Here is a 20,448-nt window from a genome sequence, read left to right as displayed (position 1 = left end):
AACGATTAAAAAATGTAGGCAAACATAAATTTAAGCGACCACTACTAGGTTGTTTGTTGGTGGCCCAGCTTCAGGAAAATGCTTTCTAGATCCTCCGTTTTGCCATAAAACTCAGACACTGGGATTCCCGCGGCGATGAGATCTTTTAAAAGTGCCGTGCTTTCTGCGGGAGTTCCCGCAAATTCTACTTGCAAACGGTTGGGGGCGCAGCTTTCCCAACCCCGAACCAGGGGCTGCTGCTTTAGTTCCCCCACGAGTCCGTCTAGGTTATCCAGGGTACTAACCACTAAATATTGCCGGGAGAGCCGCTGATACAAATCCTCTAGGGAGGTACTCTCGACGAGATAACCCAATTCCATAATGCCCACAGAAGAACAGAGTTCTGCCAAATCACTGAGGACATGGGAGGAGATCAGGATGGTCATGCCAGCTTCCTGGAGCACCTTAATAATTTCACGAAACTGCATCCGCGCAATGGGATCTAAACCCGACACCGGCTCATCCAGGAGCAATAACAGCGGTTCGTGAATAATGGTGCGGGCCAGGCTGAGGCGCTGTTTCATCCCCCGGGAAAGGGTGGCGATCTTATCGTCTCGCTTGTGGGTAAGTTGCACCAGCTCTAGGACTTCGCTTAAACGACGCCGACGACGGGGTTGGTGGAGATTATAAAGACGCGCGAAGTAGTCTAGATAATCCCAAACATTGAGGTCATCGTAGAGGGGGAAATCATCGGGGAGATAGCCGAGGCGTTGCTTCAGGTGAGGGTTGCTGTCGTCCCGCAGGAGGCGATCGCCATGGATATAAATTTCGCCGAGGGTGGGTTCCTCTGCCGTGGCCAGCATGCGAATTAATGTGGTTTTCCCGGCACCATTAGGGCCAATCAAGCCGTACACTTCCCCCGGTTGTACCTGAAGTTCCACATCACTCACAGCCACCTGTCGGTCAAACTGTTTCGTCAAATTAAAGGTGGCGATCGCCATTTGGTCAACGGGTGGCGATGATGCCGATTGCGCAGTAAGCATAGGCCTTGGAATTCTTAACCCAATTTGCCCCTAGCTTAACCACAGTTAACCGCCGCTGCCCTGGGCCGTTACAAAATTGAAACAGCATCTCCCCAAGGGTTTTTTCACTAAAAAGCAGGCCCCACTCGTGCGAGAACCTGCACCACGTATCATCCGTTGTGATTGGGTCAATCCAATTCAGCTTGAATTCTTTTTACGCTGTCTCCAGCCATTCATAAATGCGGTCTAACTGCTCTAGGGTCACCAGGCCATACTGCCACAGCACCATGGGTAAAGGATGATGGGCAGAGGTATTACTCCGATGGCGTTCCATCACAGAAATAGATTCCCCAGGGATGGCCAGTTCTTCTTGCAGGAAGTGAATAAATTTTGAGTAGGTGATCGGCGTCATATATGGTTTTGCGCTCCATAACTTATGGAAATTTCACTAATACTTAGCGGTGAGGGAGAGGAGGATATGCGTTGACTGGGGTGAGGGGAAAATTGAAATTATCCTAAAGGACTTTGAGACAAACAAACATTATCTTAAAGGTGAATTTTTGATAAGTCTGTAGTAGAGATTACAAGGGGTTAGATTTCGCCTAGGGAGATGGGAACTCAGTGAAAAAAAGGTGACCCATGCTCTGCTCAGCAATACTCCAGCCTTTATAAGTTTCCCCGATTATAGGGAGTGTTTTTCCCTTGTGGTGTGCTGTTTCTGTTTTTGCAACCCCAGATTGGTTAGGATAAAAAGAACCAAATTTCACCGGCAAACCTAGAGGCCCTATTTAGGTCGATGGTGAACGAAAAAGTGGAACTGATAAGGTTAAGGCCCATATCCTACTGTGCTTTTTTGCATTAAGCAAGAATCTTAATATCTTTTTCGGTTTGTTTGCGGTAGCGGGGATTTGCTTCACTGAACTTAATACTCAAGCGCCCCAGGCGAGCAACCCGATAAAATAACTCCCCAGAGACTTTCACAAGGCGATAGCCCATGAGCGATACGATTTTTGGCAAAATTATTCGGCGAGAAATTCCGGCGGATATTGTCTATGAGGACGATCTAGCCCTGGCTTTCCGTGATGTCAACCCCCAAGCCCCTGTGCATATCTTGGTGATTCCCAAAAAGCCAATTCCCATGCTGACAGCGGCCGATGATACAGATCAAGCGCTTTTGGGTCATTTATTATTGACCGTTAAAAAGATTGCCCGCCAGGAAAACCTCGATAAAGGCTACCGTGTCGTGATTAATACCGGTGAAGATGGGGGCCAAACGGTATTCCATCTCCATCTGCATCTCCTCGGCGATCGCCCCCTAGCTTGGCCTCCTGGCTAAATCCTTGTAGCGTAAACCCCAGGCTTTTATTCCCTCGAGGTAGCGGCCCATGTCCTTTGACCCTTCTGCGCCCCCTTTCCAAACCCACACAGCGTCCCAACCCCGCACCATCACCCACACAGACAGGGCTTTCTATTATTTCGCCTATGGGTCTTGTATGTGTCCCGTCGATTTGGCCCGGACCATCGAGGAGGATGCTCACCAATTCGTTGTAGGTCGGGGCATTTTACAGAATTATCGTCTGGCGTTTAATCGTCTTTCTCCCAAACGCAAAAGCTGTGGTGTTTTGGATGTGGTGCCCCACGCAGGTAGTCATGTGGAAGGCGTTCTTTACCATTTGCCCTGGCGAGTCAGTGAAAAGCTCGATCTGCGGGAGGAAGTCCCCACCAATGGTTATCGCCAAACCCAGGTGACCGTTGAATGCCAGGGCCGGCGGTTTCCCTCGGTGCGTACCTACGTCGTCGTCAATAAAACGCCCCAGGAAGTTCCCCCAGACGATTGGTATTTTTATATTGTGATGCGGGGGGCAATGACCGCTGGCCTTTCCCGCGACTATTCTTGGCGATTGTTTAACCACATGAAACGTCTCCAACGGGGTCAGACCCTTTAAAATTTTTGATGCTGTGTGCTTAGGAAGAAGGATTGATATTTTATGGTTGCCCCTAAACAAGAAGAACTCCCCACAACGGCGATCGCCCGTTCCCCGGCCTTACATGCCACCAGTGAACCCTGGTTTGACTATCCAATTACGGTTTATCCCCATCACACCGATTATGCTGGCGTCGTTTGGCACGGCACCTATATTAAATGGCTAGAGGAAGCCCGGATCGCCTGTCTCCAATCCATTGGCCTCGACTACGCCGATCTGGTTCAACTGGGTTGTGAACTACCCGTGATCGCCCTATCAACCCGCTACCATAGTTTTCTGAAGATGGGGATGACCGCGATTATCAAAACCCGCATGCAAGAAATGAAAGGCGTCCGCATGGAGTGGGACTACCGCATTGAATCCCCAGACGGGCAAGAACTGTACTTCACCGGTCAAGTGACCCTGGTTAGCGTTGACCGAGAAAAAGGCAAAATCATGCGCCAATTGCCACCCGCCGTGGAAGAAGTCTTCAAGAAAATTCGTGGGATTTAAGGCCATTTCTGCCGATAATAGACAGTCTATGCTGGACTAACAGACAAAATTTTGACGTTTATCGAAAATCACTATGAGTAATATTATTCGCGTGGGTGTCCTGGGCTTTGGGGGCCTCGGTCAAGCTGCAGCCCGATTACTAGCTCCAAAATCAGAAATGCGCCTCGTCGCCGCTGCCGACCATAAAGGTTATATCTATAATCCTGAAGGCCTTGATACCCAAGCCTGCATCAGCACTTACAACCAGCAGGGTTCTGTGGGTCATGTGCCAGAATATGGCGTCCTCAGTCAAACCAGTATTGCCGATCTGATCGCTAATGCTCAAGTGGATGGTTTTTTCCTCGCTCTGCCGAATTTACCCAACACGTTTATGGCTGATGTGACCCGGCAATTTATTGCTTCTGGTTGGCAAGGAGTGTTGGTGGATGCCCTGAAGCGCACCAGTGCCATGGAACAAATCCTCTCCCTCAAGGACGAGGTAAAAAATGCAGGTATTACCTACATGACGGGTTGCGGCGCGACGCCTGGTTTGTTGACGGCGGCGGCGGCGATCGCGGCCCAAAGCTATGCAGAGGTTCACAGCGTTAAAATCACCTTCGGGGTGGGCATTGCAAATTGGGAAGCTTACCGGGCGACCATCCGGGAAGATATTGCCCACATGCCTGGTTATGATGTGGACAAAGCGCGGGCCATGAGCGATGCAGAGGTTGAAGCCCTGTTGGATGAAACCAATGGCATTATTTCCCTCGAAAATATGGAACATGCCGATGATCTCATGCTGGAATTGGCCGGGATTTGTTCCCGTGATCAAGTTAGTGTCGGCGGTGTGGTAGATACGCGCAATCCGAAAAAACCCCTCAGCACCAATGTGCAATTGACGGGCCGTACCTTTGAAGGCAAGATTGCGACCCATACGTTTACCCTTGGGGATGAAACTAGCATGGCCGCCAATGTTTGTGGCCCCGCTTTCGGTTATCTCAAAACGGGGGTTTGGTTGCAAAAGCAAGGTTTAACAGGCATCTTCACGGCGGCGGATATGATGCCCCAATTTGTGAAGTAGTTTCGCTTGGAGAATGACATTCCCACAAATCCTCCTGGGTCAGGGGGATTTTTTTGCTTAGAGAAGACTCAGAATGGCCTTCTGAGTTCGGGCACGGATCGCGGCTTCTGGTTCTGTGGTGAGAAATTCAGTGAGTTTGTTTTTGATGACGGTTTTTTTAGCTTCTGGAATGGCTTGCGACAAACCCTCTAGTCCGGCGATCGCCCCATAGCGAACCACCCATTCTCCGTCTTCAAGGGCCAGGAATAGACAGTCACAGACCTTTTGCTGCTGCACTTCTCGCTCAGAATCTGGCACTTTATGCCATTGAATATTCCCTAACCCTTTGGCCGCAGAGCGCCGCACACTAAAAGCAAAATCCTTATTCGCCGCCTCAATTAGCAGGTCTAAGGCTCTGGGGTCACCAATCCCGGCAAAGATCCGTAGCATCCATGCCCGCGCCCCGTAGTTATAGCCATCGACATTTTCGAGCAGGTAGGGTACAACGGCCTCGCCAATATTGATCAAACCATTGACCGCCGCGACAGCCGCCCCCGGATTATTAAATTTCAGCACGTCTACTAGGGTTGGAATGGCTTGTTCATCTTTTGTTGCGGCGAGTTGCGCCACATTTTTGACCAGGTCTTGGGCTGAGGTGGGGTTGTTAACGGCACGAATTAAAACGTCGACGGTCATGGGTTCAGAAATTAGCGATCGCAAAAAATGTAGGGATTTGGTTTAAAGGTTCCTAGAGCAGACTATCCATTAATTCGAGCAATTGTAAACCGTCCGCATCGAGGGTTGCGGCTGTCCGTTGTAAATGGGATTCGAGAATGCCCTTGAGGGAAATTAACTTTAAGCTATTTTCGGCATAGGCTTTGGCGATCGCCTGACCCGCCGGAACATAGCCGATAGCGCCCAAATCTAACAGCGCAGACCGTCGCAACTGTAACTGATTTCCGTTCAGGGCTTCCATCAACTGTTCGGCGTAATGGGCTTCTTGGGTCAGTTGATATAAGGCCCGTAGTGCTGCGTAGCGGATTTTTGCGAATTCGTGATCTAAAAATGGCTCAATCTCGGCGATCGCCGTCGTAGCACCAATCGTCCCTAACGCCTCAATCACCGCTTCATAGGGCTGCACTAAATGGGGTTTGCCCTCAGCCTTGACTGCCGCCGCAACGCCACCTGCGAGTAGCGCTTGTAACGCGGGAATTGCCTGCCGGTCTCCCAACATCTCCAACGATTGGGCCGCCGACTCCCGCACATAATAATCAGGACTTTCTAAACTCTCAATTAACGGTTGCACCGCTGCCGGATTGCCCAGCTTGCCCAACGCCTTTGCTGCGTTCCGACGTAGGGGATAACCTCCATCCGGCGACCGATCCGTCTCATCTTTTAACGCTGCTAGCAACGCATTTACGGCCCGCTCATCCTGCACCCGGAACTTGCCAAACCACCAAGCCGCATAATAGCGTTTACCTGTATCTTCCGTTTGTTGGATGTTGGCGATCGCCTCCTCTAGGGTCCAGGCCTCAGCCATCTGCCAGTCCGACATAAATTCTCCTTGAAATAGCCCCCACAACAAGTCGGAGCAACAGCACTAAAACCAAAGCACTGCTACCCCGTCTAGAAAAAATATTCAAAACAACAATGTTATTAAGCTTATTCAGCGACAGAAAGAAACAACAAAATTATTCCTCGTCAGAAGCAGTCGCACCCGTATAAGGTTTAATCGAAACAATCTTGCCGCCTAGACGCAAAATCCGTTGCATCTCTTGATTCATCCGAGCATAGGGCACATTGATAAAAACACTACCACTGCGACGAAAGGCGTATTCTTGATTGTCTGTTTCTTCTGTTTGGCGCAGCCCTTGCACTTCGTAGGTAAAAACACGCGAAGCCGCTTCCGTTCCATTCGCAAATTGACTCAACATGGTTCTTTCTTGGAACTCCGTAAAAGATTTATGTACAATAAACGCTTAAGGTAAAGTCGCCAAAACCAGGCACAAAATCGAGAAGCTTAGACCCCCTCTCAAATTTTGTCCCTGATTTTCATCAATTACCCACTCCGGTAACAACTTAGAGATCACGCGAAAACGAGACCTCTAACCTTTACTGGCCAGCAGGTGAAATACTGGCGACTCTACCGCCCATCCGCTGAATTTCTTGCAGCTTCTGAGACAGACGAGATACCGGTACGAAGAAAACGCGACTGCTACGGCGAATCCGAGGATAACGGGGCGTAGACAACGCAGCAACTTCAACCCGAACAACTTGGTCATCTGCACTCAAGCCAGTGGAACCACCAAGGGATTGACCAGGATGATAATCATCAGCCGCAGACCGGAAAGCCCAACCTTCGTTAACACCAGAAGGCCCAACCACCGCAGAGGTAGTATTACGAGCGAGCTCTTGGGCTAAGCGAGAAGCATTCCCCGCAATCTGAGCGCGATCGCTGTTGGCATAACCCCGTTGCAGACTAAACATCCGGGTAAAACCAACGGTACGATGTCCAGTTTGAACAACATAACTACGGATGTAGGGCACAATGTTGTCCCCGAAGTTTTCCGTATATTCAGCGCTATCAATGTAAGAATTGATATCAGCTTCAAACCCTTCATTTTGATAGCGATCGAGGTGCTCAATCACTTCCGCTTCATCGTAGGGAGCCCGACCCAACAAGTGCTTGAAGTTCAGTTCAATCACACGGGTTTGGAAATTGTTGTATAAAAACTTTTCTTTATATAGCTCAGACTGGGCCACGGCACGGACAAAATCCCGCACGGAAATAAACCCATTCGTGAACAAAGATTCCGCAGCTGTTAAACGCTCAGAAGACATGACATAGTCATTGCCTAAAACCTGGCGATAAACGGCGCGGATGACGGTTTGTGCATCATCTCGAGAATAGTTAGCGCGCAGTTCGACGGGTGATTGGTCAAACGCAGCGGTTCCCAAGCGAGAGGCAGCGACAGTAACTGGCATTTGCCTAATACTCCTTGTTAAACCAATGTTTTTAGATAGAGCAAGACCCGGAGAAGTAAGTAGAACCCAACACTTAAGCTGAAAACCACTTACCCATCCGGGCCTAGACTAAGCAAAATTAGCTGAGGGCGTTAATTGCGTAGTCGATGTAGTTGTTAGTTTCAGTAGCAGCATCGCCAGTCAAACCATGGTTTGCTTTGATGTGCTTGAGAGCTTCAACATACCAGCTGGGAGAAAGATCGAAAGTACGGTTGATTTCGTCAACACCAGCGATGAGGTACTCATCCATGGGGCCGGTACCACCAGCAACTAGGCAGTAGGTAACCATGCGGAGGTAGTAACCGATGTCACGAGCACACTTGTCTTTACCGCGCTGGTCAGCAGCGAAGTTGTTGCCAGGAGTGCTGGTGGTGTAGGGGAACTTGCTGTAAACCGCTTGAGCAGCACCATTAACGAGGGTGTCAGCTTTTGCAGTCAACGTTTGAGCCGCTTCAAGGGCGAAAGCACCTTGACGAAGACGACCATAGAGGTACTGGAGCTCAGTGTTGCTGAGGAAACGGCCTTGAGAATCAGCGAGTGCTACTGCTTCGGTAAGAGGGGTTTTCATTGTCAGATTATCTCCCTATGGATTATCAATAATTTTCTTTAAAAGGGCGCCTTACGATATGGGTAAGACTTAAAACGAAAAATGTCAGAGTTGAATTAAAAAAGATTATTCAACAGCTTTTGCAGCAGTTTCGAAGTAGAGTTCGATTTCCTGTTGGAGAGAGCTGCAGTCACCAGCAGTTACACCAGCGGGATCCATAACAATCGCTACAGCAGCTTTACCCATTGCACGTACACCAGCAGCAACGGAAGCACCGGGAACACCAAGCGCAACGTAGGTTTCACGGAGGCCATTGAGGCAGCGGTCGTTGAGTACAGACGCATCACCAGTGAAGGTTGCGTAGGTTACATAACGGAGGATGATTTCCATGTCGCGAAGACAAGCAGCCATGCGACGGTTGGTGTAAGCATTTCCACCGGGAGCGATGAGTTGGGGCTGGTCAGCGAAGAGTTGACGAGCAGCGTTGGTAACGATGGAAGACGCATTGTTGGTCATGCGGCTTACGGCATCAGAACGCTTGGTACCTTCGGCAACAACTTTTTTGAGAGCTTCGAGCTTGTCGCTAGAAATGAACTCACCTCGGGCATCAGCCTGAGAAACAACCCGGGTAAAAATATCAAACATGTTTTTATCTCCTACTTATATTTTGATGAGTGGGATTTATTTTGTGCGGTTTGCTTACTAACAAGAGTGAAGCAAGTGCTGAGGGGCTCTCTTGCTGAAAACAAAATCTTAGAGTCGATAAAAGGTTTTGTTTTCGAGTTGGAAACTTAATCCCCAAAGCCAATTAAGAGTGTCAGCTATTTTTGCTTGTTTTTCACCTTGGCATTTAAGAAACTTTACATTCATTGAATTTCTCAGATTCTCAAAGTTGCCAGATAAAGTTCATGCTAGTTCCTTGGAACCTATGGGGTTTCTAAGGAGTACTGCGAGTGACTCTTAATCTTAGGTAAATGTTATACAACGTCTGCCGGCATTTAAACATTACATCTTGTAAAAAGATCTGTCACAAAACTTCATGTTTATAGGCGATCGCCGCTAATTTTCTCAGGGAGTGCTTGGGCTAGACAGAAGAAGAGTAGGGCATTTGCAGGGTTGAGCAGAGCCGTTTTTAAGTGGACTCCCCCTAAGGTTAGATCTCTGAATTTCCAAAATTTCACAGAAAATCAACTCAGGAAACCAAGCGGAAAGACCGGATTAATGAGTCGATATACTCATGGACTTTCCTTCTCTAGGTCAGACTTTTTGAGCGGCTTAAGTATTGATTGGGTAACGTAACAAAATGTGAACTCACATAAAAAACCTCCCTTGGGTAAGGAAGGTTAGGAAAAATTTCTTTAGATTGTTTTAAGGATTTCCTGGGAGGATTTATCCTTCGGTTTCGGAACCAGTGGCAGTCCCTCGGAAGATAACATCGGACTCTTTAACAAAGCCACTGTAAGCTTCCATGCCGTGTTCACCAATGTCGAGACCCCGGAGTTCCTCGTCTTTTTCGACGCGAATTCCACCAAGGACTGCCGATAGGGCATACCAAACAATAAAGCTAAAGGCGACGGTAAAGCCACCAATGGATAGGATACCGACGATTTGGGCAATCAGCTGTTGGATGCCACCGCCAGTGAATAAACCCCCATCATCCATCTTGAACAGACCAACGGCAAGAGTTCCCCAGATACCGCAGACGAGGTGTACAGAGGTCGCACCAACGGGGTCATCGATTTTAATAGCATCGAAGAAGGCCACAGAGAAGACGACGAGTACACCGGCGATCGCCCCGATGATCACAGCAGAAAAGAAACTGACGCCATCACAACCGGCTGTAATCCCAACGAGACCAGCCAAAATACCGTTAATAATCATAGACAGGTCTGGCTTCCCATCTTTGATCCAAGAGGTTGCGGTTGCGGTGATTCCCCCAGCTGCAGCCGAAAGGTTTGTAGTGATTGCGATGTAAGGCACCGCAGCATCTGCTGCCAATTGAGAACCGGGGTTAAAACCAAACCAGCCAATCCAAAGAATTAGACAGCCTAAGGTCGCAATACTCATGTTGTGACCAGGAATGGCGTGGACTTGACCATCACGGTATTTGCCGAGGCGAGGCCCGACTACTGCAGCACCCACAAGGGCAGCCCAACCACCAACGGAGTGAACAATGGTTGAACCAGCAAAATCATGGAAACCAAATAAAGCAGCCCCTTCTTCATCCACACCGAGGAAAGGGAGTGCAGACAGCCATTCGCCATCCCACTGCCAGTGACCTGTAATGGGATAGGAAATCGCCACTAAAAGGAAGCTGAAAATCAAGAAAGCGTCGAATTTAATCCTCTCAGCGACAGCCCCAGAGACGATGGTGGCAGCGGTGGCGGCGAAGGCAACCTGGAACAGGAAGGAGACACTTTCCGGTACGAACTGAAGAATTTGAACTGTTTCACCATCAATAACTTCTTCGATGTACCATTCACTACCATCTCCACTGTAGGGAATACTACTACCGTTGAAGAAAAAGCCCTTCAGACCGATAAAAGTATTTCCATCGCCATACATAAAGGCATAACCAACTGCCCAGTAAGCAATGGTGGCAACGGCGAAGACGATCAAGTTTTTGGAGAGGATATTGACCGCATTTTTTTGACGACAAAAACCAGCTTCAAGCATTCCGAACCCTGCATTCATGAAAATAACAAGGACGGACGCAATCAACAGGAAGATCGTGTCTAGGATAATTTGGACTTGACCTGCGGCATCGACGGCGTCGGATTGTGCCATTGCTGCAGTTCCCCAAACGACGGTGATAATCGCCGCTAAGGGAATACAGGCAAGCCAGGCAGGGGAGAAATGACGGGAGAGCTGACGGGCAAAACGAAGCACCACACTGTTATCTGTTGTGTGGGGAGACCGCATGTCTTCCCGTGCCCATCCACGTTGTTGAAAAGTTGACTTAGGCATTAGTTTGAGATGTTGTTTAGGCATTCACTCAATGGAATAACACAGGCAAAATTCGCTAATGGTAGCAGAAGTAACCTTTTGAAAAGCCATCAACGAAAGTTGCCGAAAAATCATCTATGGTCTGAAGCTGCACCAAGCTCGGTCTGGCACCTAAGGGCCTTAAAGTTTTCATGGTGATGGGATTTGGGGTTTTCACCATTGAGGACTTGCTGACATTTATTCAGAGCAAAGATGTTTTCAAAAAATCAAATCCCAACGCAAGTTTAAGGACTGATTGCGGTTATTCTAAGGCACCCTGGTTTTTAAAATGTTTACCACTAACATTCTGTATAAAATGATACGCTTCAGACAGATTAAAGGGAGAATTAGAATAGCTCTAACCCTTACGACACAGGCTTTTTGGAAGGTCTGTTCTAAGACTGCTGCAATTTACCAAACGGGATCACTGAAGAGATGAATGGTGATCTCAGGGCGATCGCCAGGGATGCCACTAATGCAAGCACAGAGATTTGTACCATCGTCTAATTCCACTTCGCAAGCATGGCATGAGCCCATCAAGCAGCCTGTGGGGATCGCCACCCCAGCCCGCCGTGCTACTTCGATCATCGGTTCCCCTGCGGTGGCGGTGACAGTAACATCATTGGGCATAAAGTGAACGGCGATCGCGGACATAAAAGCGTAAAACTCCAGGAGTTGAAGACAATAAACTAAACTAGGAAATCCCCACTAACCACAGGCGACAAGAATTCCAGCGGAAAACATTTTAGGGACCGTTACTGCGTAAAATGATAATCCGTTATAATGGCTCCCTGCATTGGGATGCTTTCCACAAAGCCATCAGGGCCACTCATTTTAACAAAAATAAGCTTTAAGAAAATTTGCGACAAGGAGAAACGTTTGGTGACTACAGCCTTAAACACAACCAAATCCGAAGAGATTTTTAGTGCCGCCCAAAAGCTGATGCCTGGTGGTGTTAGCTCCCCGGTGCGGGCCTTTAAATCCGTTGGCGGACAGCCCATTGTTTTTGATCGCGTCAAAGGCTCCCGCGTTTGGGATGTCGATGGCAACGAGTACATTGACTATGTGGGCACTTGGGGGCCAGCCATCTGCGGCCATGCCAATGATGAAGTTAATGCAGCACTCCGGGAAACCCTCGAAAAAGGAACAAGCTTTGGTGCCCCTTGCCTCAAAGAAAATATCTTGGCTGAAATGGTGATCAATGCAGTTCCCAGCATTGAAATGGTGCGCTTTGTGAATTCCGGTACGGAAGCTTGCATGTCGGTGTTACGTTTGATGCGAGCTTTCACGGGGCGAGAAAAAATCATCAAATTTGAAGGTTGCTACCATGGCCATGCTGATATGTTCCTGGTGCAGGCCGGATCTGGGGTGGCAACCCTCGGTTTACCTGATTCTCCTGGTGTGCCCAAAACCACCACTGCCGCCACATTAACTGCCCCTTATAACGACCTTGAAGCGGTCAAAAAATTATTCGCAGAAAATCCCGGTGAAATTGCCGGGGTGATCCTAGAGCCTGTGGTCGGTAATTCTGGGTTTGTGGTTCCCGATGCCGGTTTCCTCGAAGGATTGCGGGAAATTACCAAGGAACATGACGCCTTACTGGTTTTTGATGAGGTGATGACAGGCTTCCGAATTTCCTATGGTGGTGCCCAAGAAAAATTTGGCGTAACCCCAGATCTCACCACCCTGGGTAAAGTGATTGGTGGCGGGCTGCCTGTGGGAGCCTATGGTGGCCGCAAAGACATTATGTCCATGGTGGCTCCGGCGGGGCCGATGTACCAGGCAGGCACTCTCTCAGGGAACCCCTTGGCGATGACAGCGGGTATTAAAACCCTTGAGTTACTCCAACGTCCTGGCATGTATGGGCAATTGGAAACCATCACGAAAAAGTTAATTGATGGCTTGTTGAGCATTGCCCGGGAAGCGGGTCATGAAGTCACGGGTGGTAACATCAGTGGTATGTTCGGCATGTTTTTCACGGGAGAACCTGTCCGTAATTACGAAGATGCGAAGAAATCGGACTTACACAAGTTCAGCCGCTATCACCGTGGGATGTTGGAACAGGGAATTTATCTTGCCCCCTCTCAGTTTGAGGCTGGTTTTACCTCCCTTGCCCACACCGATGAAGATATTGAAAAAACCTTGGCCGCAGCTAAAGTGGTCTTGAATAATCTCTAAAGCCTAAATTTCGGTTCTATTTTTGAGATATGGTGTTCCCTCTTTCTGTCACGAAAGGGGGAATTTTTCTAGGGATTGCTAGAGAAAGAATCCGCTACAATTGCTTAAAAATTCTGTTTTCAGGGGTTTATGAGCCAAGGGAAACCAAATCCAGCATCTGAGGGGACTGAGCTTGAGGGAAAGTCTCCCAAATCTGAATTAACAACGGCCTCGGAGCAGGCGGGATCTCAACCGGTAAAAATTCCACCACCCCGTTCGGATTTGGCGGCACGGCACTTTTATCTGCGCAAAATTGATCCTGGTAGTCCTTGGCTCATTTCAACGGCGATCGCCGTGACGATGTTGGGGTTATTAAGCCATTGGCTTTGGCTTGGATTATCCGGCACCCTCGTCACTCTCTTGCTCTCATTACGGATTATTTTGCCCTCCCTAAAAAATTGGCTAGGGACTTTTTTGACCCCCGAAGAACGTCGCACCCTCATTGGCGTAGTGGCTTTTGTGGTGGCGATCGCCAGTTTGTTGAGATTTCTCGGTTTCTATCGATTGGTGAGCCATTGGCTCAACCAGATTGTCTGGGATGAATTTGGCTCCTGGGCGGACTGGGTAGGGGCTTTGGGCCAAATTATGATCGCTGTGCTGGCCGTCTATGTCGCCTGGGAACAATACGTGATCTCCCGTGATTTGACCATCCAACAAAACCGCATTACCCAGCAGCAAACCATTGACACCTATTTCCAAGGGATTTCTGACCTCGCCCTGAACGAAGAAGGACTTTTAGAAGACTGGCCCCAAGAAAGGGCGATCGCCGAAGGGAGAACCGCCGCCATTTTGAGCAGTGTTGATGCTGGTGGGAAAGCAAAAATTCTGCGATTTCTTTCCCAATCCCGATTTTTGACCCCCCTGAAGCGGGATGGTCGTTTGGGGCGTGCGATCCTCGATGGTACGGGTAGCTATGCCGAAGACCGAGAATGGGGCGTCCGCGTCATTGATTTAGGGGTAATGCTGGCAGGAGCAAATCTCGCCAACATGGATTTGCGCTGGACAGAGCTCAGTGAAGCCAATTTAGTCAGGGCGAACTTACAAAACTGCGACCTAGTCCGGGCAAATCTTTCTCGCGCCATTTTGGTGGATGCAAATCTGCAGCTGGCGGACGTGAAAGGCACAATTTTCTTTTATGGCCCCTTTGAAACGGCGAGTCCCCGCATTAAAGCAAAGTTACCCAACTATCGCACTGGCGAATATACGGGGGCCGTGGTGGAAAATGTTGACTTTACAAACGTAAAGCGTATGAATGAAGAGCTACGTTACTATTGCTGTGCTTGGTGCGGCGAAAAAAGTCGGGCCACGGTTCCTGGGGGCTGCGAGGGAATTCCGAATAAGTTGGGCCGTTAAATTAGCTGTAAAAGTAACTGTCTAACTCGTTTCAGCTTTAACCCAGAGGGCTAAACCACCACCACGACCACGGGCCGCAATCACATCAGGGGAGACGTAAAAGTAACTGAAAAAGGCCTGTTTTCCAATGGTTGTTTCGTAGAAATCTTGCCTAGCCGTTTCACCGCCCCGGATTTGGCCTCGATAAAGCCTCAACCCACCCAAGCTTACGGTTATTTGCGTAAAGTCGAAGGCGAGTAAGCGTTTTTGGGTCTGAAATTTCACCGGGCCAGTTAAGGATAAATGCAGTGGCCCCAAGTGAACGTTGTTAGTAACGCTGCCCCGCTGCCAATTCGTTGTTGGGTCTTGCTCCGTCTGGGCAGCATAGGCGATCGCCACCGTGACCCACTGGGGTAAATAGCGTCCCTGACCCAGCACTTTTCCCGCTTGTTTTTGGGCTTTTTTGGTGCCCGTAATAAAGGTGAGCTGCCAGGTACCCAAGAGAGAAACAAAAGGATAAGTCCGCTTCTCCCGTTTTGCTGTTTTTTCCAGGCCAAGCAACTGTGCCGTGAGGGCCTCTGGGGTAGGTCGCCGCTGCGAATTCAAAAGAACAGCACGGGTCAAAATGTCGGCTTGGGCAGTCATAAAAAAAGGGGATTCATCCTTGGTATATGGTTTTCCGGTGAAAATTTAACTGTGGTAGTCACAACCATTGGCGCTAGATTTTCCAGGGCGGCGATCGCCATAAAAATTATTTTAAGAAATTGACTAAGGTCTGGAGTTTGTCCCAAGCTGCCCCACTAGCCATTACCGTCTGGGCTTTTTGAACGCCCGCGAGATGATCCCCCCAGGGCACCACTTCCGCCACCTGGAGCGCCAACCCCGCATTCAAAGCCACCGCATCCCGTTGGGCCTGGGTTCCTTTCCCCTGGAGAATATTCGTTAAAATCTCCTGGTTTACAGGCACATCGCCGCCCTTCAACGCTTGCAAGGAAACAGGCGTTAAACCCAGAGCAACTGGATCTAAAACGCTAGTCGTGACTGCACCATCATTTACAAGGGCCAAATCCGTTTTATCCCCAAGACCCGCTTCATCTAAGCCTTCCCGACCATGGAGCACCATCGCCTTAGGGGTTCCCAGTTGATTGAGCGCTTGGGCCATCCGTTCAATAAACTGTGAATCATAAACACCAATAATCTGGCCTGTGGGCTGGAGGGGATTGACCAACGGCCCCAACAGATTAAACACTGTACGAATCTTGAGTTCGCGGCGGATCGGGGCCACACTTTTCATCGCCGGATGCCAGCCAGGGGCAAACAGGAACGTAATGCCCACCGCATCAAGGGCCCCATGGACTTTTTCCGTAGGAGCGCCAAGATTGACCCCCAGGGCTTCTAAAACATCCGCAGAGCCGACTTTGCTCGAAGCTGAGCGATTACCATGTTTGGCAACTTTTACCCCAGCGGCTGCTGTCACGAAGGCCACCGCAGTCGAAATATTAAAGGTAGAAGAACCATCTCCCCCGGTGCCGCAGGTATCAATCACCGGTTGCCCATGGTTTAACAGCTGTTGCTGTCGGGATTGGGCTTTGAGCACTTGGGCCATCCCCGTCAGCTCATCAGCCGAAACCCCCTTTGTTTGTAGGGCCGCAAGTATAGCTCCAGATAGGGCTGGAGAAATCGCCTCTTGTAGCCAACCTTCCATGAGTTGAGAGGCTTGGGTTTGGCTTAGGGATTCGCCATTGATAAGTTGTTGGAGGAGAGCAGACCAATTTGGAGTTGTCATAGATTCGAGGCAAACGTGCTAGAGAGGTTTTCCAAAAACTCTATCGGATTTCCTCCCTTTCCGAGAATCTTTTAGAATATCCTTTGGAAAAATTTTGTTAAATGTCAGGCGAGTTGAGGGTTATGAAGGTTTTAGCGCGCATTGTTGTTTTAGGTTTCGTCATTTTCGGGCTTTGTTGGGGGACACCGGCTTACGGGGCCAGTCCTGCGGCCACATCCCGGTCGGCGATCGACAGTGAAGATCTCGCCGGCAGCAATTTTGCGGGGCAAAACCTCCAGGGGGTTGAATTTTCCCAGGTGAACCTTACCAACGCAGATTTAAGCGGCAGTGATCTCCGGGGGGCTGTTTTTAACAGCACGTTATTGGAAACGACCAACCTCCACGGGGCCGATTTTACCAATGGCATCGCCTATCTCTCCAAGTTTACTGGGGCCGATTTGACCGATGCGATTTTTGTGGAGGCGATTCTCCTGCGATCTACCTTTGAGAATGCCAAGATTGATGGCGCAGATTTCAGTTTTGCCGTGTTAGATGGGCCACAACAGAAAAAGCTCTGTGCCGCCGCCACAGGGGTTAATCCGGTGACGGGCATTGCCACGGCTGACTCTTTGGGTTGTTAATCAAAGCCCGAACATTCGATTTTCATGGGGATGAACTGGGGGAAATGCTCCCCCTTTTTTATGTTGTATCCCAGGCAACCCTAGAGGGCTTCTAGGGGGTTAACGGTATCAATCACCGAGAGACTGGCATCTTCATTAACGGTCCAAACGTCGTAGTTTCCAGCCACGTCACCATTTTCATCAAAGTCAACGTTCCCGCTGGCACCTTGGTAGTTAATCGCTTGGCCTTCGCGGACAAGGGCGATCGCCTCACAGGGATCACTCACTTCTTGGCCGTCCCCACTGGTAACTTCCCGGAGGTAATTTTTAATGCCTTCGCCAGTATTTACATCCGCTGCTTCGGCGGCCAACATCATGGCGATCGCCGCATCCCAGGAATGGGGCACATAGGCCGTAACCTCCTTACCTGTTTTTTCGCGCCAGAGAGCTGTAAAAGCTTCTAAAGCTGGGCCATCCGCACCGGGAACCGTCCCTAGAGCCCCCGCAATAATTGACTGACCAGCGGCGGTCGTACCTACCTGTTGGGTAAAGTCTTCGCTGTAGACGCCATCGGTTAATAGAACAGTGATCCCTTCGCTTAAGCCTTGTTCATAGGCGGCTTTGAGCAATAAACTACCAGTCTCTGCGTAGAGCACCCCAAGGACGGCATCGGGTTCCCCGGCAAAAGCGGCTGCCGCTTCACTATCGAGGGTGGCGGCTTTCGGGTCATAGCGCACCGGATTATCTTTGTTGACAATGGTGCCCCCAAGGTTTTCAAAGGCTTTGATAAATTCTTGCTCAAAGCCCACGCCATAGTCGTTGTTAATCACCACGGTGGAAACCCGTTCAAAGCCTTGTTTTTGCGCTAAAACAGCCAAAGCAGGGGCTTGGTAGCTGTCGGGGGGCGCAGTTCTAGCCCAATAGCCATCAAAATCGCCATTCGCGGCCCGTTCTGTAAACACAGGACTGGTACTGCCGGGGGAAACGAGCATCACTTGGTTCCGCACCGCAACATCAACAGCGGCACTAGACACACTACTGGCAAAGGCCCCCACAACCCCGGCGACTCTATCGACTTCCGCCAGCTTTGTCATCGCTGCCCCTCCGGCGGTGGGGTCTGTTTGGGAATCTTCTTGGATGAGGGTAACGGGTTGCTCATTGACGCCCCCGCAAGCGTTAATTGTTTCTACGGCCAGTTCTACGGCGATCGGCATATTTTGCCCAATGGAGGAAAGGTCGCCAGTGGTTGGCGTCAGGGAGCCTAACTTCAAGCCCTCAGCACCAGTATTTGTACTGGTTTCGCCATTGCCATCGGTGGGGGCAGTGGTGTCTTGGCAGGCTCCGGTGAAGGTTGCGATCGCCGCCAGGGAAAGGGCGATCGCCAAATTAAATTTCGATGTTTGCATGGTTCAGATTTTTTCAAAAAAAGATTAAAATCTCCCTCATTTTATGCACAAACCCCAGGATGCAACCCCAAGAAAGGGGAGAAGGCGATTTACAATAGTTAACATTGCTTGAGGGTAAAACTGACTATGGTTGCTGCGCCAAATTCTCCACAACTATCGACCCAGCCGGCTTGGTCACGACTTTTTGCGAACCCCGCCCGACCGTTTGATTTAACATCTCTGCCCGTTCTAGAGGGGGCAATTCCACCAGGATTGCGGGGGAGCTTGTTTCGCAATGGCCCCGGACGTTTGACACGGGGAGGGCAAGCCATGGGCCATTGGTTTGACGGCGATGGTGGCATTCTAGGGGTGTACTTTACAGAAGCAGGTGCCCAGGCCCAATATCGCTATGTAGAAACCCCCTACTTTCAGCAGGAAGCAGCAGCAGAAACCTTACTCTATCCCAACTACGGCACCCTCGCGCCAGGAAAAATTTGGCAGCGGTGGGGGAAACCTGCTAAAAACTCAGCCAATACTTCTGTGTTGCCCCTGGGCGATCGCCTTTTAGCCCTGTGGGAAGGGGGGAAACCCTATGGCCTCAATGCCCAGACCCTTAAAACCTTGGGAGAGATGGATCTTGGCTTTGCCCACTCTAGTGATACCTTTTCGGCCCACCACAAAATCCAGCCTGAAACCGGGGAAATTTACAATTTTGGCGTGACCTTCGGCCCCAAGGCGACATTCCAGCTTTACCGTTGTCACCCCCAGGGCGAAATTTCACAGCAGACTCATTTTTCTGTACCAGGCTTAAAGGGATTGCCGCTGGTGCATGATTTTGTCTTGGCCGGAGATTACCTCGTGTTTTGTATTCCGCCGGTGCGCTTGCAGCTGGTGCCGACGCTATTGGGCCTAAAAACCGTTAGCGATGCCCTTCAGTGGCGGCCAGAACTGGGAACGACGATTGTGATCATTGATCGCCACAGCCTCCAACCGATTAGCTTTTGCCAACAGGAGGCTTGGTTCCAGTGGCACTTTACCAATGGCTATGTTGATGATCATGGCGAAATTGTGCTGGAAATGGTGCGGTTTCCGGATTTTGCCAGCAACCAGCAGTTTGTGGAAATTCCCCAAGGTAAAATTCACACCTATACAAAGGGCACCCTCTGGCGCTACCGACTGGCACCGAAAACAGCAAAGGTCATCGAAGCCTACGAAATTTGCGATCGCTCCTGTGAATTTCCGATCACCCTCGAATCCCACACCGGGCAGCCTTGGCCCAAAACCTTTATGGGTGTCCACCGCCGAGAATCAGATATTGGTCACGAGATCATTAATGCGATCGCCGCCTTTGACCACCGTACAGAAACCTTCACCATGGCAGATATGGGCGCCAACCATTACCCCTCCGAACCCATCCCCGTCCAAAATCCCCAGAATCCCGATGAAATCTGGCTCTTAACTGTTGTCTTTAATGCCCCAGCTAACCGGAGTGAACTCAGAATCTACGGTGGCGATCGCCTGGAGGCTGAACCCCTCTGTATCCTAAAATTTCCTGAAATTATTCCCCCCAGCTTCCATGGCAAATGGCAGCCCGCTCTTTAAAATTCCGAAGTAAAAGTTCCAAGAAAAAACCCTCCAACTTGGAGGGTAAGGGCTAAACAATTGAATCTTTGAAAAATGTTCTTAGAGCGCGTTACCACGGGGTAGAACTTCTTCAGGGAATACAAATTGTTCGTGAATTTGGTCTTGCGGTGCCATCCATGCACGCATACCTTCGTTCAACAGAATATTCTTCGTGTAGAACGTTTCAAATTCGGGGTCTTCCGCCGCGCGGATTTCCTGGGATACAAAGTCATAGGCACGCAGGTTCAATGCTAAACCCACAATTCCCACAGAACTCATCCACAAGCCAGTTACAGGCACAAATAACATGAAGAAGTGCAACCAACGCTTGTTGGAAAACGCAATCCCGAAAATCTGAGACCAGAAACGGTTTGCGGTCACCATCGAGTAGGTTTCTTCTGCCTGGGTCGGCTCAAACGCTCGGAAGGTATTT

Annotated in this window: 22 protein-coding genes and 1 pseudogene; 8 read left to right on the top strand and 15 right to left on the bottom strand. The window is 49.7% G+C overall.

The window, feature by feature from the left end; genetic code table 11:
- Window positions 1-44: 44 nt before the first annotated feature.
- From AACR41_RS06085 to AACR41_RS06075, 3 genes are all read right to left on the bottom strand, one after another.
- Window positions 45-1,022, bottom strand: a complete 978-nt coding sequence (locus AACR41_RS06085; protein WP_030007300.1) for an ABC transporter ATP-binding protein — start codon at window positions 1,020-1,022, stop codon at window positions 45-47.
- A gap of 193 nt (window positions 1,023-1,215) precedes the next feature.
- Entirely contained in the window at window positions 1,216-1,413 is a 198-nt protein-coding gene (locus tag AACR41_RS06080; protein ID WP_012307821.1) for a DUF2949 domain-containing protein, read from the bottom strand.
- 446 nt (window positions 1,414-1,859) lie between these two features.
- Window positions 1,860-1,997: a hypothetical protein gene (locus AACR41_RS06075; RefSeq protein ID WP_157072221.1), complete on the bottom strand. Its 138-nt coding sequence runs from the start codon at window positions 1,995-1,997 to the stop codon at window positions 1,860-1,862.
- On the opposite strand from AACR41_RS06075, the gene AACR41_RS06070 reads away from it, so the two are divergent.
- From AACR41_RS06070 to bioU, 4 genes are all read left to right on the top strand, one after another.
- A complete protein-coding gene (locus AACR41_RS06070; RefSeq protein ID WP_012307820.1) occupies window positions 1,996-2,337 on the top strand; it encodes a histidine triad nucleotide-binding protein in 342 nt (113 codons plus the stop codon). The genes AACR41_RS06075 and AACR41_RS06070 overlap by 2 nt on opposite strands.
- Before the next feature lie 49 nt (window positions 2,338-2,386).
- The gene (locus tag AACR41_RS06065; protein WP_030007299.1) at window positions 2,387-2,947 is read left to right on the top strand and encodes a gamma-glutamylcyclotransferase; all 561 of its coding nucleotides are present in this window, start codon (window positions 2,387-2,389) and stop codon (window positions 2,945-2,947) included.
- Window positions 2,948-2,989: 42 nt separating this feature from the next.
- Window positions 2,990-3,478, top strand: a complete 489-nt coding sequence (locus AACR41_RS06060) for an acyl-CoA thioesterase (protein WP_012307817.1) — start codon at window positions 2,990-2,992, stop codon at window positions 3,476-3,478.
- A gap of 73 nt (window positions 3,479-3,551) precedes the next feature.
- Window positions 3,552-4,538: a (S)-8-amino-7-oxononanoate synthase BioU gene (bioU, locus tag AACR41_RS06055; protein ID WP_030007298.1), complete on the top strand. Its 987-nt coding sequence runs from the start codon at window positions 3,552-3,554 to the stop codon at window positions 4,536-4,538.
- A 57-nt stretch (window positions 4,539-4,595) separates the two neighbouring features.
- Here bioU and AACR41_RS06050 read toward each other — a convergent pair whose 3' ends face one another.
- From AACR41_RS06050 to AACR41_RS06015, 8 genes are all read right to left on the bottom strand, one after another.
- Window positions 4,596-5,213, bottom strand: coding sequence for a HEAT repeat domain-containing protein (locus AACR41_RS06050; RefSeq protein WP_030007297.1), 618 nt, complete (start codon window positions 5,211-5,213; stop codon window positions 4,596-4,598).
- A gap of 52 nt (window positions 5,214-5,265) precedes the next feature.
- Window positions 5,266-6,072, bottom strand: coding sequence for a HEAT repeat domain-containing protein (locus AACR41_RS06045; protein WP_030007296.1), 807 nt, complete (start codon window positions 6,070-6,072; stop codon window positions 5,266-5,268).
- A gap of 136 nt (window positions 6,073-6,208) precedes the next feature.
- On the bottom strand, window positions 6,209-6,451 hold the full coding sequence (locus AACR41_RS06040; protein ID WP_012307811.1) for a phycobilisome linker polypeptide: 243 nt from the start codon (window positions 6,449-6,451) through the stop codon (window positions 6,209-6,211).
- Between the two features lie 178 nt (window positions 6,452-6,629).
- Window positions 6,630-7,502: a phycobilisome linker polypeptide gene (locus tag AACR41_RS06035; protein WP_012307810.1), complete on the bottom strand. Its 873-nt coding sequence runs from the start codon at window positions 7,500-7,502 to the stop codon at window positions 6,630-6,632.
- A 118-nt stretch (window positions 7,503-7,620) separates the two neighbouring features.
- Window positions 7,621-8,109, bottom strand: coding sequence for a phycocyanin subunit alpha (gene cpcA / locus AACR41_RS06030; protein ID WP_012307809.1), 489 nt, complete (start codon window positions 8,107-8,109; stop codon window positions 7,621-7,623).
- Window positions 8,110-8,214: 105 nt separating this feature from the next.
- On the bottom strand, window positions 8,215-8,733 hold the full coding sequence (locus AACR41_RS06025) for a phycocyanin subunit beta (protein ID WP_030007295.1): 519 nt from the start codon (window positions 8,731-8,733) through the stop codon (window positions 8,215-8,217).
- A 744-nt stretch (window positions 8,734-9,477) separates the two neighbouring features.
- The gene (locus AACR41_RS06020; protein ID WP_045442089.1) at window positions 9,478-11,010 is read right to left on the bottom strand and encodes an ammonium transporter; all 1,533 of its coding nucleotides are present in this window, start codon (window positions 11,008-11,010) and stop codon (window positions 9,478-9,480) included.
- Between the two features lie 474 nt (window positions 11,011-11,484).
- The gene (locus AACR41_RS06015; RefSeq protein ID WP_012307806.1) at window positions 11,485-11,727 is read right to left on the bottom strand and encodes a 2Fe-2S iron-sulfur cluster-binding protein; all 243 of its coding nucleotides are present in this window, start codon (window positions 11,725-11,727) and stop codon (window positions 11,485-11,487) included.
- A gap of 225 nt (window positions 11,728-11,952) precedes the next feature.
- On the opposite strand from AACR41_RS06015, the gene hemL reads away from it, so the two are divergent.
- Both hemL and AACR41_RS06005 read left to right on the top strand, forming a co-directional pair.
- The gene (gene hemL, locus AACR41_RS06010) at window positions 11,953-13,251 is read left to right on the top strand and encodes a glutamate-1-semialdehyde 2,1-aminomutase (RefSeq protein WP_030007293.1); all 1,299 of its coding nucleotides are present in this window, start codon (window positions 11,953-11,955) and stop codon (window positions 13,249-13,251) included.
- Between the two features lie 129 nt (window positions 13,252-13,380).
- Entirely contained in the window at window positions 13,381-14,643 is a 1,263-nt protein-coding gene (locus AACR41_RS06005) for a pentapeptide repeat-containing protein (protein WP_030007292.1), read from the top strand.
- Between the two features lie 21 nt (window positions 14,644-14,664).
- Here AACR41_RS06005 and AACR41_RS06000 read toward each other — a convergent pair whose 3' ends face one another.
- Both AACR41_RS06000 and trpD read right to left on the bottom strand, forming a co-directional pair.
- Window positions 14,665-15,267, bottom strand: a complete 603-nt coding sequence (locus tag AACR41_RS06000; protein WP_030007291.1) for a hypothetical protein — start codon at window positions 15,265-15,267, stop codon at window positions 14,665-14,667.
- 106 nt (window positions 15,268-15,373) lie between these two features.
- Entirely contained in the window at window positions 15,374-16,408 is a 1,035-nt protein-coding gene (gene trpD / locus AACR41_RS05995; protein ID WP_030007290.1) for an anthranilate phosphoribosyltransferase, read from the bottom strand.
- A gap of 122 nt (window positions 16,409-16,530) precedes the next feature.
- Between trpD and AACR41_RS05990 the strand changes: the two genes are divergently transcribed.
- The gene (locus tag AACR41_RS05990; protein WP_030007289.1) at window positions 16,531-17,028 is read left to right on the top strand and encodes a pentapeptide repeat-containing protein; all 498 of its coding nucleotides are present in this window, start codon (window positions 16,531-16,533) and stop codon (window positions 17,026-17,028) included.
- An 80-nt stretch (window positions 17,029-17,108) separates the two neighbouring features.
- On the opposite strand, the gene AACR41_RS05985 is transcribed toward AACR41_RS05990, so the two are convergent.
- Window positions 17,109-18,413 (bottom strand): ABC transporter substrate-binding protein, encoded by a 1,305-nt coding sequence (locus tag AACR41_RS05985; protein WP_030007288.1) that lies wholly within the window; start codon window positions 18,411-18,413, stop codon window positions 17,109-17,111.
- A 126-nt stretch (window positions 18,414-18,539) separates the two neighbouring features.
- Between AACR41_RS05985 and AACR41_RS05980 the strand changes: the two genes are divergently transcribed.
- On the top strand, window positions 18,540-19,994 hold the full coding sequence (locus tag AACR41_RS05980; protein WP_030007287.1) for a carotenoid oxygenase family protein: 1,455 nt from the start codon (window positions 18,540-18,542) through the stop codon (window positions 19,992-19,994).
- A gap of 81 nt (window positions 19,995-20,075) precedes the next feature.
- Here AACR41_RS05980 and AACR41_RS05975 read toward each other — a convergent pair.
- A pseudogene (locus AACR41_RS05975) lies at window positions 20,076-20,448 on the bottom strand (photosystem II D2 protein (photosystem q(a) protein)); the annotation flags it as partial.

Source organism: Picosynechococcus sp. NKBG042902, from assembly GCF_963864045.1.
Lineage (GTDB): Bacteria > Cyanobacteriota > Cyanobacteriia > Cyanobacteriales > MRBY01 > MRBY01.
Note: the sequence above shows the minus strand (reverse complement) of the source record. Positions and strands in the feature narration are given on the sequence as shown.